Origin of the sequence: Paenibacillus sp. YAF4_2 (assembly GCF_052113225.1) — a bacterium.
Taxonomy (GTDB): domain Bacteria; phylum Bacillota; class Bacilli; order Paenibacillales; family Paenibacillaceae; genus Pristimantibacillus.
Genome location: NZ_JBFRCT010000015.1, coordinates 60,278 through 74,337, shown reverse-complemented (window position 1 = coordinate 74,337; position 14,060 = coordinate 60,278). Strand labels below are relative to the sequence as shown.

Annotated in this window: 15 protein-coding genes; 9 read left to right on the top strand and 6 right to left on the bottom strand. The window is 47.9% G+C overall.

Annotated elements, in window-relative coordinates; genetic code table 11:
• Positions 1–84 precede the first annotated feature (84 nt).
• The gene (locus AB4Y93_RS26685) at positions 85–618 is read left to right on the top strand and encodes a DUF309 domain-containing protein (RefSeq protein ID WP_441896593.1); all 534 of its coding nucleotides are present in this window, start codon (positions 85–87) and stop codon (positions 616–618) included.
• A 25-nt stretch (positions 619–643) separates the two neighbouring features.
• Here AB4Y93_RS26685 and AB4Y93_RS26680 read toward each other — a convergent pair whose 3' ends face one another.
• Together AB4Y93_RS26680 and AB4Y93_RS26675 are read right to left on the bottom strand one after the other, a co-directional pair.
• Positions 644–1,213: a beta-class carbonic anhydrase gene (locus AB4Y93_RS26680; RefSeq protein ID WP_441896592.1), complete on the bottom strand. Its 570-nt coding sequence runs from the start codon at positions 1,211–1,213 to the stop codon at positions 644–646.
• A 28-nt stretch (positions 1,214–1,241) separates the two neighbouring features.
• Positions 1,242–1,562, bottom strand: coding sequence for an iron-sulfur cluster biosynthesis family protein (locus AB4Y93_RS26675; RefSeq protein WP_441896590.1), 321 nt, complete (start codon positions 1,560–1,562; stop codon positions 1,242–1,244).
• A 134-nt stretch (positions 1,563–1,696) separates the two neighbouring features.
• Between AB4Y93_RS26675 and AB4Y93_RS26670 the strand changes: the two genes are divergently transcribed.
• The 7 genes from AB4Y93_RS26670 (at position 1,697) to AB4Y93_RS26640 (ending at position 9,580) form a co-directional block, all read left to right on the top strand.
• Positions 1,697–3,211, top strand: coding sequence for a carboxypeptidase M32 (locus AB4Y93_RS26670; protein ID WP_441896588.1), 1,515 nt, complete (start codon positions 1,697–1,699; stop codon positions 3,209–3,211).
• Positions 3,212–3,537: 326 nt separating this feature from the next.
• Positions 3,538–4,548 (top strand): ABC transporter substrate-binding protein, encoded by a 1,011-nt coding sequence (locus AB4Y93_RS26665; protein ID WP_441896586.1) that lies wholly within the window; start codon positions 3,538–3,540, stop codon positions 4,546–4,548.
• 376 nt (positions 4,549–4,924) lie between these two features.
• On the top strand, positions 4,925–5,722 hold the full coding sequence (locus tag AB4Y93_RS26660) for an ABC transporter ATP-binding protein (protein WP_441896584.1): 798 nt from the start codon (positions 4,925–4,927) through the stop codon (positions 5,720–5,722).
• The gene (locus AB4Y93_RS26655; protein WP_441896583.1) at positions 5,712–6,575 is read left to right on the top strand and encodes an ABC transporter permease; all 864 of its coding nucleotides are present in this window, start codon (positions 5,712–5,714) and stop codon (positions 6,573–6,575) included. Before AB4Y93_RS26660 ends, AB4Y93_RS26655 begins: the two co-directional genes overlap by 11 nt.
• A 37-nt stretch (positions 6,576–6,612) precedes the next feature.
• Positions 6,613–7,581, top strand: a complete 969-nt coding sequence (locus AB4Y93_RS26650) for an aromatic acid exporter family protein (RefSeq protein ID WP_441896581.1) — start codon at positions 6,613–6,615, stop codon at positions 7,579–7,581.
• A gap of 107 nt (positions 7,582–7,688) precedes the next feature.
• Positions 7,689–8,246 (top strand): outer spore coat protein CotE, encoded by a 558-nt coding sequence (locus tag AB4Y93_RS26645; RefSeq protein ID WP_441896580.1) that lies wholly within the window; start codon positions 7,689–7,691, stop codon positions 8,244–8,246.
• A 137-nt stretch (positions 8,247–8,383) separates the two neighbouring features.
• Positions 8,384–9,580: a putative amidoligase domain-containing protein gene (locus tag AB4Y93_RS26640; protein WP_441896578.1), complete on the top strand. Its 1,197-nt coding sequence runs from the start codon at positions 8,384–8,386 to the stop codon at positions 9,578–9,580.
• Between the two features lie 339 nt (positions 9,581–9,919).
• Here AB4Y93_RS26640 and AB4Y93_RS26635 read toward each other — a convergent pair whose 3' ends face one another.
• From AB4Y93_RS26635 to AB4Y93_RS26625, 3 genes are read right to left on the bottom strand one after another with little or no spacing between them, the layout of a single operon-like run.
• The gene (locus tag AB4Y93_RS26635) at positions 9,920–10,900 is read right to left on the bottom strand and encodes a CgeB family protein (RefSeq protein WP_441896577.1); all 981 of its coding nucleotides are present in this window, start codon (positions 10,898–10,900) and stop codon (positions 9,920–9,922) included.
• Entirely contained in the window at positions 10,897–11,397 is a 501-nt protein-coding gene (locus AB4Y93_RS26630) for a polysaccharide deacetylase family protein (protein ID WP_441896575.1), read from the bottom strand. Before AB4Y93_RS26630 ends, AB4Y93_RS26635 begins: the two co-directional genes overlap by 4 nt.
• Positions 11,394–12,383, bottom strand: a complete 990-nt coding sequence (locus AB4Y93_RS26625) for a CgeB family protein (RefSeq protein WP_441896574.1) — start codon at positions 12,381–12,383, stop codon at positions 11,394–11,396. The genes AB4Y93_RS26630 and AB4Y93_RS26625 overlap by 4 nt, the downstream gene beginning before the upstream one ends.
• Before the next feature lie 48 nt (positions 12,384–12,431).
• Here AB4Y93_RS26625 and AB4Y93_RS26620 point away from each other — a divergent pair, with 48 nt between their 5' ends.
• Complete coding sequence (locus tag AB4Y93_RS26620) at positions 12,432–13,049, top strand: polysaccharide deacetylase family protein (RefSeq protein ID WP_441896572.1); 618 nt, start codon at positions 12,432–12,434, stop codon at positions 13,047–13,049.
• On the opposite strand, the gene AB4Y93_RS26615 is transcribed toward AB4Y93_RS26620, so the two are convergent.
• Complete coding sequence (locus AB4Y93_RS26615) at positions 13,035–14,033, bottom strand: CgeB family protein (RefSeq protein WP_441896570.1); 999 nt, start codon at positions 14,031–14,033, stop codon at positions 13,035–13,037. The genes AB4Y93_RS26620 and AB4Y93_RS26615 overlap by 15 nt on opposite strands.
• Positions 14,034–14,060 lie beyond the last annotated feature (27 nt).

Here is a 14,060-nt window from a genome sequence, read left to right as displayed (position 1 = left end):
CATTTACGGCTAATATTAACGGAGGTTTCAAAATTTTTTATACACAATGTTCCAAATCATATATATGAACAGGAGAGAATCCATATGTCTTATCCTTCGGCTTATATCTCCTATCTGGTTGAATTTAACGGTACACGGGATTTTTTCGAATGTCATGAGCTGCTCGAGGAGTACTGGAAAGAGCATCCGGATGATCCGCGGGCATCCATTTGGGTTGGTCTCATTCAGCTGGCAGTAGGTCAATATCATGAACGGCGCGGCAACGAAAAAGGTGCGGTTAAGATGTACGAGAAAGCACTCGAGAAGCTGCATCAACAATCCCTGGACGAATTAGGACTTAATGGCAGTGATGTAATAGCTGAATTATCACGCCACTATGGTTATTTATCGCGAGGAGAGCGGACGCCTTATCAGGAAATGACGTTAAAAGTGACCGATCCGGATCTTGAACAGCGTTGTATGCAGCTATGCAACAAGCTAAATGTACAGTGGGGAAGTATCAGCCCAATGGATGATGCAGCACTTATCCACCGGCACAAATTACGTGATCGCAGTGAGGTTATAGCAGAGCGGGCCGCGGCAGCAGAAACGAAAAAAAGGAACCGTCCAGTGCAATAAGCGCTGGGTCCGGTTCCTTTTTGTTTTATTTCAAATGTGTGTATCCATCTACGATCAGATCCAAAGCACCTGTATCCGGGTGGATGGCCATTCCGTGCACTGGAATATTTGGTGGCAGAAGCGGGTGGTTACGCACGATGCTTACGCTCTTCTCCACGCTTTCTTTCAAGTTGTCAAAGCCGGTCAGCCAGCGGTTAAGGTCAACGCCGGAGTTGCGAAGAGTATCGATTGTTTGCTGCGGAATGCCGCGTTCCAGCATATGGCCTACTACCGTTTCCGGGTTAATGCCAGTCATACCACACTCGTGGTGGGCAATAATAAAGACTTCGTCTGCCTTGAGCTCGTAGAGAGCAACTAGCACGCTTCGCATAATGTTGCCGAATGGCTGTGTGATGATCGCGCCAGCGTTTTTAATAATTTTTGCATCACCATTTTTCAAGTTCAACGCTTTTGGCAGCAGCTCGATGAGACGGGTGTCCATACAAGTGACTACTACAATTTTGCGGTCAGGAAATTTATCAGTTAGATACTGCTCATAATCTTTGTTTTCTACAAAAGCCTGGTTGTGAGTTAGAATTTTCTCTAAATTGTTCATTTGGAAAGCCTCCTAAATAAGTTGAATATTAGTTCTTTAAAAAACGTAGGTTCAGCGTGTAAATCTGATTGTCGCTCTTAAGACTGTAAAAACCGCTTGATTCATTATAATCAATGCGAAGCTCTGGCTCAAAGAAAACTTCATGCCGAGGTTCATACCAGAACGGGAATGGATTGCCTTGTGCCAGCTTGTCATCCGGGCCGCCTTGCTCGATTAATTGGAGAGCGGGGACACCGCTGACCACACAGCCGCAGCCTTCGGTATCATGCAGCAGCTTGAGCTGTTTATGGCCATCCGCTATGTAAGGGGTTAAGGCCTCTACAGCAGGAGCAGTAAAAGTAATGCGCATCGTATGATCCTCTCTTTCTCTCTACTCTACTAAAGACGAAAAGGTTAAAGTTGATTATACGTTTTGTAATCGGTAAGATCAAGTTATGCTCTGCTGAAAATGAGCAATTCGAAATAGGGAAGGTGGATGGAACTATGACGGTACATAATGAAACAACAGCAGCAAAGTTTATGGAAACAATCCGTAAAATTAAAAGCTATGAGGAAGCGCTTGGCCTTCTGTATTGGGATCTTCGGACAGGGGCACCGCGTAAAGGCATGGATACTCGTTCGGAAGTCATTGGCGTTTTATCCGGGGATATGTTCAAGTTATCAACATCGCCAGAGCTTGGCGAATATTTGAACGAACTGGAGCAGCCTGCTGCGCAGGAGCAGCTCTCCGACATCGAGCGTAAACTCGTCAGCGAAACGCGGAAAGACTATGATCGAAGCGTCAAAATTCCTCCAAAGCTCTATCAGGAATATGTTGTCCTATCTTCGCAAGCAGAATCCAAGTGGGAAGAAGCAAAAGCGAATAATGATTATGCCAGTTTCCAACCTTACCTCGAAAAGGTTATCGATTACACGCAACAGTTTATTGATTTGTGGGGGCCAAAGGCAACCCGCTATGATACATTGCTTGATCAGTACGAGCCAGGCATGACGACAGCTGAGCTGGACCGCGTATTTGGAGGCTTGCGTGAACAATTGGTTCCACTTGCTTCGGCCATTGCGGCTTCGCCTCATCAGCCGGATACTTCATTCCTTGGACAAAAATATGATAAACAAGCACAGAAAGGATTCAGCTTGTTCATTCTGAATCAAATGGGCTACAACTTCGAAGCCGGACGTCTAGACGAGAGTGTTCATCCATTCGCAACAGGTCTCAATCCAGGTGATGTTCGGATTACGACACGTTATCTGGAGGATGATGTGACAAGCGCGCTCTTCGGCACAATTCATGAAGGCGGACATGCGCTGTATGAGCAGAATCTTATGCCAGAGTTGATTGGAACGACACTCTGCACAGGTACATCGATGGGTATTCATGAATCGCAATCGCGTTTCTGGGAAAATGTGATCGGCCGCAGCAAACCGTTCTGGGAGCAGTATTTCGGCCAGCTGCAGGAGAAATTCCCTGGACAGCTTGATGTGTCCGTTGAAGAGTTTTATCGCGGCATTAACGTTGTTGAGCCATCTCTCATTCGAATTGAAGCGGATGAACTTACGTACAACCTGCACATTATTATTCGATATGAGATCGAGAAAATGATCTTTAATGAAGGCGCGAAAGCAGCTGATCTGCCACAGATCTGGAATGATAAGTACAAAGAGTATCTTGGAATTGAACCTCCGTCGAATGCAGAAGGCGTATTGCAGGATGTTCATTGGTCTGGTGGTGCATTTGGCTACTTCCCGTCTTACTCGCTTGGCAACATGTATGCGGCTCAAATCGCCGATACAATGGAGCGTGAGCTGGACGGCTTCTGGAATCTGGTAGGCCGCGGCGAGCTGCTTCCGATCAAGGAATGGCTGACCGAACGGATCTACAAGTTTGGCAAGCTGAAATCGCCTTCGGAGCTGATCCAAGACGTAACCGGCAAGCCGCTTGATCCTCAGCATCTGGTCACTTACTTGGAGAGGAAATATAAAGATATTTATAAGCTGTAATTTGGCATATGTAAGTGAAGCCGTCCCGAATCGGGGCGGTTTTTCTTTTTTAGTACGGAAATTTCCTCCTAATTACTCTTCGAACGCTCCCGTAACTCCTCGAAACCCGCTGTAGTACGGAAAAACCGACTTAATGGGCTGCTTTCGTCCCGCCGAGCCGTTTCTTGCCTGCTGTAGTACGGAAATTTTCTATTAGTGGACTATTGTAGGCATCGAAAGTGATGTTCTACGTTGGCAAAATCAAACGTTCGTAATTCACCGTCATATTGGCTCCTGCATAGGCTACAGTACCTTACTTAAATTGAGTATCTACAGGAGGATTAGAGATGAAGAGAAAGCTATGGCTGTCGCTGCTTTTCATTGTGGCGTTGACAACAACGGCTGCATTGGCGGGCTGCGGCAAAGGAAGCTCGGAGAAAACAAAGCTGACCATTGGCGAAGTAACACGGTCAGTCTTCTACGCTCCGGAATATGTGGCTCTTGCAAAAGGTTTCTTTGCAGATGAAGGGCTGGACGTGACGCTGACGACAACAGCAGGCGGGGACAAAACAATGACAGCACTGCTGTCCAACTCGATTGATGTTGCACTTGTTGGTTCGGAAACATCTATTTACGTGTATCAGCAAGGCTCCGATGACCCGGTCATTAACTTTGCGCAGCTCACGCAAACTGACGGTACATTCCTTGTGGCACGTAATGACACGAATTTTGATTGGAACAACCTGAAAGGTTCAACTTTCCTCGGACAGCGTAAAGGTGGAATGCCGCAAATGGCGGGAGAATTTACGCTGAAAAAGCATGACATTAATCCACAAGAGGATCTGGAACTGATTCAGAACGTGGATTTCGCGAATATCGCTCCGGCATTTGCTTCTGGTACAGGGGATTATGTACAGCTGTTCGAACCAACGGCATCCGTATTTGAGAAAGAAGGAACAGGTAAGGTTGTCGCTTCATTTGGTGTTGAAAGCGGACATCTGCCTTATACCGTGTTCATGACGAAACAAAGCTATATCAAGAAAAATACAGCTGTGATCCAATCGTTTACAGATGCTATTCATAGAGCGCAAATCTGGGTGCAGGAAAATGACGCTGCAACTATTGCGGAAGCTGTCGCGCCATATTTCGATAACGTGGATAAAGACATTCTGATCAGCTCGATTGACCGCTACAAGCAGCAAGGTTCCTATGCTACCGATCCAATCATCGACGAAGGTGAATGGAATAATCTGCTGGATGTCATGACTTCGGCTGGTGAGCTGAAGGAACGTACAGAGCATGACAAAATTGTTGATAACAGCTTCGCCGAGAAAGCGATTGAAGATGTGAAGAAGTAAGCTAAGGCTTACGCTTGCAAGTGAAGATGATGCTTACGAAGTAAGAATTGAAACATACTGCCGGATTCGGCAGTTAAGTTTCAATTCTTTAAGATGATGCTTACGAAGCAAGAATTGAAACATACTGCCGGATTCGGCAGTTAAGTTTCAATTCTTTAAGATGATGCTTACGAAGTAAGAATTGAAACATACTGCCGGATTCGGCAGTTAAGTTTCAATTCTTTAAGATAATGCTTACGAAGTAAGAATCACCACAAAATGGCCTTATTCAGGCCACTTATGTGGTAATTCTTTAAGATGATGCTTACGAAGCAAGAATTGAAACATACTGCCGGATTCGGCAGTTAAGTTTCAATTCTTTTTAGGAGGGACTACAATGGCTGGCGAAGATTATCGGCTCGAGCTTAAGGACGTATCCCATGTCTATGTCAACGAGAAGGGTGCTTCCTTGGCCGTCGAGAAATTGAATTTGACGGTACGGCGCGGCGAGTTCGTCAGCCTCGTCGGTCCTAGCGGCTGCGGCAAAACGACCATTCTTAGCATGCTGGCGGGTTTATTCCCTCCAAGCGGAGGACAGGTGCTTCTTGCTGGAGTGCCTGTCCTTGGTCCGTCTAAGCTGGTTGGCTATATGCTGCAGCAGGATTTTTTGTTTCCATGGCGGACGATTCGAGACAACGCTGCGATTGGACTTGAAATAACCGGCGGTAAGACAGCAGCAGCCTTAAAGGAGGTAGATCGGCTTCTGACCGAGCTGGGATTGCCAGGCTCAGGGACCAAATATCCACATGAGTTGTCTGGTGGTATGCGGCAGCGTGTTGCTTTGGCGCGAATGCTGGCGACTAATCCGGAGGTAATGCTGCTGGATGAACCATTTTCTGCGCTTGATTTGCATATTAAGCTTCAGCTTGAAGATTTAGTTGATGAAACGCTGAAGCGTTTAGGCAAAACGGCAGTTCTTGTTACCCATGATCTGGCGGAAGCCGTAGCGATGAGTGATCGAGTAATCGTGCTCGCCGCGAACCCAGGGAGAATTGTAAAGCAGCTTGAAATACCGGAGGAGATCCGACAGGCTACCCCTATGGAGGCACGTAAACTGCCGGGCTTCCAGGATGTTTTTGATCAACTATGGGCAGAGCTTAACCGGGTGGAAGGAGGCAATGGGCATGTCGAATAAAGCGCCTGACAACAATGCTTCGATATCCGGTATTCAAGAGGATCGGGTAAGTGAGATGAAGGAGCTTCATAAGCAATATAAGCATAGGGCAAGACGGCTTACAGCAGCTGTTGGAACGACTCAAGCTGCAATTTTACTCCTGTTCATTGCCCTGTGGGAAACGGCAGGCAGGCAACGATGGATTGATCCGCTGCTTTTCAGTTATCCTTCCAAACTTATCAAGCAGCTTTGGAGCTCCATGGCGGACGGATCCATCTGGCCGCATATCGGGATGACGGTGTCAGAGACGATTATCGGATTTTTACTGGGTACATTAGTAGGTACAGCGATTGCTGCTCTGCTATGGTGGTTTCCTTTTTTATCAAGGGTGCTTGATCCATATCTCGTCGTATTGAACAGTTTACCGAAGGTAGCGCTTGGACCGCTCTTTATCGTCAGTCTTGGACCGGGCTTCACTTCAATCGTGGCAGTGACCTTATCGGTGACTGTTATCATAACGACGATTAATATTTATAACCGATTCAGAGAGATAGACGCGGGATATATCAAGGTTGTCCGGCTGTTTGGTGCGAGTAGAGCGCAGTTGTTCCGGCTTGTGATTTTGCCAGCGTCCTTTCCTGTGATCATCTCAGCATTAAAAGTTAACGTAGGTCTTGCCTGGATTGGTGTTATTGTAGGCGAGTTCCTTGTTGCGAAGCTTGGACTCGGTTATTTGATGATTTATGGATTCCAGGTATTTAACTTTACCCTCGTACTATCGACTCTGATCGTAATCGCGGTCGTTGCGACCATTATGTATCAACTTGTGGCAATATTGGAACGGAAGTTGACGTCAGGCTGGCGCGAGCGTTAGGATAAGGTATTAATAAATCCGAACGTGAGGGAACGCAGTGGGTATTCGCATTATCAAAACGGCTTTAGCAGCCATTATCGCCATTTACACAGCCGTATATTTACATTTAGAACCACCGCTTGGTGCGGGTATTCTTGCTATTCTCGGTGTTGAAGTCAGCCGGATGAAAGGGCTGAAGAGCGCTATTGAGCGTTTCGTCGCTTCTTCACTGGGACTTTTTTTTGCCTCTTTGGCATTTATAATTTTTGGTTTTCATATTTGGGTCGTGGCATTATTTATCTTAATGACGTTCCCGGTATTGGCACGGTTCAACCTAAAGGATGGAGTTGTGACGAGTGCGGTTATCGTTTTCCAGCTGTTTGCTCATGGTGAAGTAACGGTTGATGTGCTTGTGAATGAAGTCCTTCTTATGCTTGTTGGCCTCGGCTGGGCGACGGTCATTAACTTTATCTACATGCCGAAGGATCAGCATCTGCTTGAATCGCTCAAGGATTCTGTAGAACGGCTATTTGGCGTTGTTTTTACCGAGATGGCTTTAACACTACGCAATCCTTCCCACATCTGGAACGGAAGTGAGCTGCTTGAAGCTCACCGGTTAATAGAAGAAGGTGCGCGGAGAGCGGTGCTGAACAAGGAAAATCGTTTGATCGGCCAGGAGCACTATTGGTCTACTTACTTTGAAATGAGACGTCTGCAGCTGGAATCTGTTCAAGGGATGCTTGAGGAGCTTGCGCTCGTCTATGAGAAGCTGCCGCAGAACGAACCACTGGCAGAAATATTGGAGCTTCTCTCTGAAGAGGTCAAATCGGAGGTATACCGGGGGATTACGGAGCAGCGCTTGTCCGATCTTAGGCAGATGTACCGAGCGATGGAGCTCCCACGAACACGTGATGAATTCGAAGTTCGTGCTGCCATTTTGAAGATGAGAATGGAGCTTGAAAGATATTTGGAGATTGCGAAGAGATTGAAGAAAAGAAATGTCATGTTAGACAAAGCGGAGCCATAAAATAAAGAGGGATAAAATTCGTGGCGGCGCGGGAAAAGATTCAGTCACCCTAGACGAATGACCTGCATACACTTTAATTGAATGATTGTATGGAGGAGGTTAAATCGATGACATTTGCAGATAAACAGCTACAAGGTAGAGAGATTATAACGAAAGCTGTCTGCGGGAAAGGTCGTAAGTTTTCCACTGTCTCTCATACCGTAACACCGCCTCATCATCCGACTAGCATCTTGGGTGCATGGATAATCAACCACCAATATGAAGCGGTCAGATCGGGCGACGGCATTGAGGTAATAGGTACTTACGATATCAATATTTGGTATTCGTACAGCAAAAACTCGCAAACGGACGTAGCAAAAGAATCCGTACACTATGTTGAGCATGTTCCTCTTTCTTATCTGGATCCGAAGCATCGGTCTTCTACAGAAGAAGTATCTTCCGATTGCATCCAAGAGCCAAACTGCATTGAGGCGAACATCTCAACGAGCGGTTCAGGTGTTACGGTTCGTGTTGAACGCGAATTTGCCGTAGAAATGATCGCCGAAACGAAGGTTTGGGTAGCCTGCTTCCCAGGCGGCTACGACGACGGTAAAGAACTTGACTTCGGTCTCGGCGACGGGGACTACGAGGATTTGGATCCGGATTTACTGGACGACGAGCTGTAATCCGGCTTTCCGCTTCTGTACTGTAAGATATGCCGCGAGAGCGGCAAATTCGAGGGCGAAAGCCCTCTTTTTGTTGAATTCGCACAATTTGGGCATTGGTTACGGGGAATCGAATCGAAGCAAAAGAAGGTGGCGGGATGGCTGGAAACCGGCTGAACCGGCTTGATGCAGCAGTCATGACCGAACAAGAGATGCTCCGCAGGTGGCGCCGCGCCGGCCTTTCCCGTGAGCAGCAGGAAGACGAGAGGTTATATCGGGTTGGTATTGCTAATTTGGCTCTCCTTGAGCTGAGAAGGATTAACAGGATCGGCAAGACGTTTGGAAGTGGCGAGGCAATTGTGCAGGCTCGGGACCATCCTGCTGAATGGCCGGAAGATGGGTTGCTTCGTCGTGTCATTCGCACAGCTATTGCTGGTTTATACGCCGTAGGCATTGATATTGGAGAGGCTGATGTTGCGCTTGGTACGGATGGTCGCGCATCGATGAGAGCGGCACGAAAGAACAGGAAGGCGACTCCAGCATTATGGGAAAAGGTAATCTTACCGCAGGATGCCAAGCTCCTTATCGGAGCTGATCCGGAATTTGTGCTGATCCGGCCAGATGGCAAAATTGCACCTGCCTCACGGTATTTGGGGGAAGGCGTTGGCGGTGCCGCGGGCAGCGACGCGATGCTGGTTGGGCGGCGGCTTGTTTATCCCGTCGCCGAGCTTCGACCTGAGCCAGCCGCCGATGTGGCGGGGCTCGCTGCTAATGTGCGGCGGCTCTTGCTTCGCGCCGCCGAGCTTGTCCGCGACCCGAGCCTCCGCTGGGCTGCGGGCGCCATGCCGGTACCGGGGCTTGCGCTCGGCGGGCATATCCATCTGAGTGGCGTGCGGCTGACGCCGCGCCTGCTCAGGCTGCTCGACAGCTACGCGGCGATGCCGCTGGCGCTTGTCGAGGATCCTGCCGGACGCGGGCGTCGCCCCCGCTACGGCATCTTGGGCGATTACCGCCTGCAGCCGCATGGCGGTTTCGAGTACCGCACGCTGCCGAGCTGGCTCGTGTCGCCGGCAGCGGCCAAAGCCGCCTTCGCGCTTGCGCTTCTCTGCGCGCGCGAGGCGGATGCCCTTCATGACATACCCGCTCTTGATGAGCGGTATGTCGAAGCCTACTACGCCGGCGACCGCACAGAGCTCGCCGGCTGTCTGGACCGTGTCGCCGGCGCCATGTCGGCGACAGACAGCTACGCCGCGCTGGCGCCGTACATCGAGCCTGTGCTCGATGCGGCAAGGCGCGGCGTTACTTGGGATGAGCGGGCTGACATCCGCATCAAATGGCGCATCCCGCAGCCATGAGTATGGCAGCCGCTTTATTTCTTCTGACGGGACTGCCGTCTACCTTCCGCTAACAACTGCCCAACGCTTACAAGGCAGCCCAGGCATGCAGCAAGATGATGCCGCCGGGATGGATACGTGATACGACTCGATTGAGAAGGGTAGAGATATCTTTGTACTTCCAATCAAATCGATAAAAAAAGTCGCATCCTTGACTTTCAAACGTTGTAGAAGAGAGTGTATCTGAATGGATACCTTTCTGCCGTTCGCAACGTTGATGGTCAGGGCCGCGATTTTTTGTTTTACGGCACCTGGAAAATAAGCCGATCAATATATCGCATATTTCCTACCTACCTTAGATTAAGGAATAATGTGATGCTTTTTTAACAAGGCAAGCATGTAAGCAGCCCTGTATTTGTAGTGATGCCTCTGCACGGCTGTCAGCCCTTGCATCTGAATCTTTTTCCGCTCCCATGGATGATTGAGATAGTAACGAATCAATTGCCGGGTTTGATTTGCTGAGCGTGTGACGACCAAGTCTCTGCCGGGCCGGAACAAACGCCGTATTACAGGAGTATCACTTGTGATCAAAAACCCTCCGGAGGCAAGGATTTCATAAGTACGCTGCGTCACCTGTGTCAGTTGATTCTGAGGACCAAGCACAATTTTTGCTGAGTTGTATACCTTGCGCGCGTCTGGATAATCAAGATATCCATGGATCCAGTTCCGTGGTACCTTAACGCCTAGGACAGGCCTCATCATGTCCCATTGTCGTCCCCAAATATCGATACGGGTACCGTCCTGAACCAATGGCTTAATGAGATGCCTCAAGGATTGAATCCGGTAATGCTGCGGATATTTCTCCAGTATTCCGGTATAGCCATTCGCCACCACAGCAATACTGCTTTTAAATCGGGGTGAACTTCTGCCGGTGCGGTGAACTATGGGATGAAAGCCAAAATCCATATGGGCAGCAGGAATCCCTATATTGGCATAGTCCTTTATTCTTGCTTTACATATAGTAAATACAAAGTCAGGCTTTACAGTAAGAACATAAGGGAGGGTGAATGATAGAAAGTGGGTTGGATCTTCGGTCGCCCAATATACATGCGGAATGCCTGAGGGCTTCACATATTTTCTCACCAGCTTCTGCTTATCCTGGTTATGCTCGTCAGTCCAGCCCAGACTGATAATCAACTGCGGTTTGAAGCCTCGGAGCAGCCGAACGATAGAGTCCTTGCTCAATGGCCCGGATATTTTCACCTGATGTCCGGCGTCGCGAAAGCCATTAGGCAGTCCGTGAATCCACATCGGATGGCTCTCTAGGAATAAAATCCTCATCTTTCATCCCTCCTCGCTGCAATAAAGAGATGAACAGGTGAATGTGTAATTTTCCACTTCTTGCTTGGAGCCGGAGTTCGTGAATCTAGAGAATTAATCGTCCAATCCACGCCTTTATATCCGCGATTGTGCAAGACTGCTGCAATATGTCTTACCGTCTTTATTCCTCCGCTCTTCTTTGGAAGCCTTATGTTTGAGCCTCCAGGGAAGCGAAACAGAGTCGTTCGTCTTCCCGTTGTTTGTCTCAGCAGTCGTTCTAATCGTTCGAAGTCACGCAGATAGCGATTTACTGAAGCATAGATCATTGAATATTGATGGGAGTAGCTATGGTTGCCTATGGTGTGACTATCTTTCAGAATCTGACGATAAATTGTCTTACGATTTGTACCGAGTACAAAAAAAGTTGCTTTAACCTGCTGTTGCTTTTGAATGGCCAATATCCGCATGGTATTCGCAGCTGGCCCGTCATCAAAAGTAAGATACGCGACTCTTGTCACTGGATAATTCCTGCTCTCTTCAGAGCATCCATCATGCTTTTAGCACGATTGGTGTACGTATGATTAGCAAGCGCTAAAGGGCCGTGTTGTCTTATCTTTTCACGATCCTGCGGGTTAGCCAAGTAATGTCGGACCAGTCGGAGCGTCTCTTGGGGAGAGGAGGATAGCGCCGCATCACGGCCTGCCTTCAACAGCTTTCTTACCCCGGCTGAATTGCAAGTCAGTAAAAAACCACCCGAACCAACGATCTCATACGTACGTTGTGTAGCCATATCTTTATAGTTTTGCAGCCCAAGCATGATCTTGGCAGAGCTGTATACTTTGTAGGCATCTTTGTAGGGGATTGGCTTCTTGATGAAGCGGGCAGGCAATGACCGACCTAGGAAAGGTTTCATCAAATGCCAATTACGGCCATAGAAATCAATCCGATATCCTGCTTGCAGAAGTGGACGGATGAGGATATCGATAGCTTTGCGCCGGTACAATTTTGGATATTTCTTCAATACATCAGGGTAGGCGTTGGCTACAACGGCAATATCTGCTTTATATTTTTTTATCGGACTGACGCGCCGATGAATTGTGGAATGAAAGGCAAAGTCCAAATACTTGCTGGCATAACCAAGTTTGCGGAAACGCTTGGAGGTTTGGGCGGATATGGTGAACACGTAATCCGGCTTGATTCGTTTTAATAAGGGCAGGGTGAATACTTCTGTAAAATTGGGGTCCTCAGTAGACCAATAGATTAATGGGATCTTGAAGTCAGAAGCAAATTTCCGAATGAGTAATTGTTTGGTGGGAGTGTGATCATAGCCCCAGCCGACATAAACGAGTATTTCCGGCTTAAAGGTAGTAAGCAGGCTGGTAAGGGATTTGGTATTGACTGGACCTGACATCCGCACCTCATGCCCTAGATCCCTGAGTCCATCTGGAAGACCATAACTCCATATACCGCCACGTTCCAGGAATAAAATTTTAATGGTATTCACCGTCCCAAATTTTTCATCGATTGAATGACGAGAAGGGAAGAAAAGCTCATGATCCTGCGTAGAGGTGAACCTATTTATCGGATTGACACACCTCAGAAGCTGATTGCATTGACTTTTGATATCGGCTGGGGGGACGCAGTTGCAGATCAAGTACTTCAAGTTCTTAAGCACTATGAGGTGATGGAGGCGACTTTTTTTCTATCCAGCGCCTGGGTGTCCAAAAAGCCGGCGACCGCTCGTAAAATCAGAGACAGAGGCTACGAAATCGGTTCCCATGGTCATTTGCATGAAAATTATACAGAGCATAGTAATCGATGGATTAAAAGAGAAGTCAAGAAGGCTGATGCTATTATTAATAAAGCAACCGGCGCGAAATGTCGCCTGATTCGAACCCCTAACGGAGATATGAACAATCGGGTTACCCGCTTGCTTGGCTCCTTAGGCTATCAGACGATTCATTGGAGTGTGGACTCCCTGGACTGGACCAATCCTGGTGTTACAAGAGTAATTCGTAACGTCACAACAGAAGCAAAGAAGGGTGATGTGGTATTGTTGCATGCGAGCGACTCCGCGAAGCAGACGGTGGAAGCTCTGCCTGTCATCATCACCCGGCTGCGTCAGAAAGGGTTTAAGTTCGTTACCATTTCTCGCCTACTTCGAGTTTAAAATACCTTCCTCATAAAGCTTTTGGAGGATAAAGCCGGCCCGAACCGTGTAGGAGTAGACTGCCGCGGCTTTAACTGCGTTTGCCCGTATACGCTCCCGCAATTTGGGTTTTGTATTGTAATACGCAATTAATCTGGCGGTTTCTTGTTCAGAAGAAGTGACAAGTAAATCCTGCCCCGGCTTGAACCATCTGCGCACTTCAGGTGTGTCATCGGTTATTAATAACCCGCCAGAAGCCAGAATTTCATAGGTACGCTGCGTGAGTCGGTCTCTCGCATTCTGCGGACCAAGCACATAATCGACCGAGCTGTATACTTTACTTGCTTCTTTATAGGGTAAATAGCCATGAATACGGTTTGCGGCAATAGGTCTCTTGAAGATCGTTTTCATCTCATTCCAATACCTGCCATACAGATCGGTCTTATAAGCAGTGGAGAGGAAGGGATTAACGAGCCTGCGCAAAGATTGAAACCGGTAATTATGCGGTCTTTTCTTATATAAATTCGGATAACCATTCGCAACAAGAGCTGCGGTGCCTTTGTACTTCTGTAGCGGCTTCATACGCCGGTGTACGCTTGAATCACTTCCGAAATCCAAATGGGCAGCTCGTATGCCTAATTGGTTAAACTTTGCGACGGTCGGCCGATGAATCGAAAATACAAAATCTGGCTTTGTCCGCTTAATTAATGGAAGGGATACACGTTTCGTAAACCCTGGATCTTCGGTGGACCAGTAAATATAAGGTACCTTGGCATGCTGAACAAGAGACGCAATTCGCTCTTGTTTTTTTGGCTTGTCATTCGAAGGCGTCCAGCTGATCGCAATGATCAGATCCGGTTTAAATTTATCCATTGCTGCGTATGTCATTGTTTGAGGCAAACTGGTCATCACCTCATGTCCCAATTTGCGAAATCCGTTTGGCAGACCATGAATCCACATCGGGTGGTTTTCCAGAAACAAGATGTTAAGCCGTTGTTTGCTCATTTCTTCTCCCTCGATTTCGGACCTAGT

Bases quoted from the DNA above. Each gene is read 5' to 3' on its own strand.
- AB4Y93_RS26685 (WP_441896593.1), top strand. From the start codon at position 85: ATGTCTTATCCTTCGGCTTATATCTCCTATCTGGTTGAATTTAACGGT.
- AB4Y93_RS26680 (WP_441896592.1), bottom strand. From the start codon at position 1,213: ATGAACAATTTAGAGAAAATTCTAACTCACAACCAGGCTTTTGTAGAA.
- AB4Y93_RS26675 (WP_441896590.1), bottom strand. From the start codon at position 1,562: ATGCGCATTACTTTTACTGCTCCTGCTGTAGAGGCCTTAACCCCTTAC.
- AB4Y93_RS26670 (WP_441896588.1), top strand. From the start codon at position 1,697: ATGACGGTACATAATGAAACAACAGCAGCAAAGTTTATGGAAACAATC.
- AB4Y93_RS26665 (WP_441896586.1), top strand. From the start codon at position 3,538: ATGAAGAGAAAGCTATGGCTGTCGCTGCTTTTCATTGTGGCGTTGACA.
- AB4Y93_RS26660 (WP_441896584.1), top strand. From the start codon at position 4,925: ATGGCTGGCGAAGATTATCGGCTCGAGCTTAAGGACGTATCCCATGTC.
- AB4Y93_RS26655 (WP_441896583.1), top strand. From the start codon at position 5,712: ATGTCGAATAAAGCGCCTGACAACAATGCTTCGATATCCGGTATTCAA.
- AB4Y93_RS26645 (WP_441896580.1), top strand. From the start codon at position 7,689: ATGACATTTGCAGATAAACAGCTACAAGGTAGAGAGATTATAACGAAA.
- AB4Y93_RS26640 (WP_441896578.1), top strand. From the start codon at position 8,384: ATGGCTGGAAACCGGCTGAACCGGCTTGATGCAGCAGTCATGACCGAA.
- AB4Y93_RS26635 (WP_441896577.1), bottom strand. From the start codon at position 10,900: ATGAGGATTTTATTCCTAGAGAGCCATCCGATGTGGATTCACGGACTG.
- AB4Y93_RS26620 (WP_441896572.1), top strand. From the start codon at position 12,432: ATGATCCTGCGTAGAGGTGAACCTATTTATCGGATTGACACACCTCAG.
- AB4Y93_RS26615 (WP_441896570.1), bottom strand. From the start codon at position 14,033: ATGAGCAAACAACGGCTTAACATCTTGTTTCTGGAAAACCACCCGATG.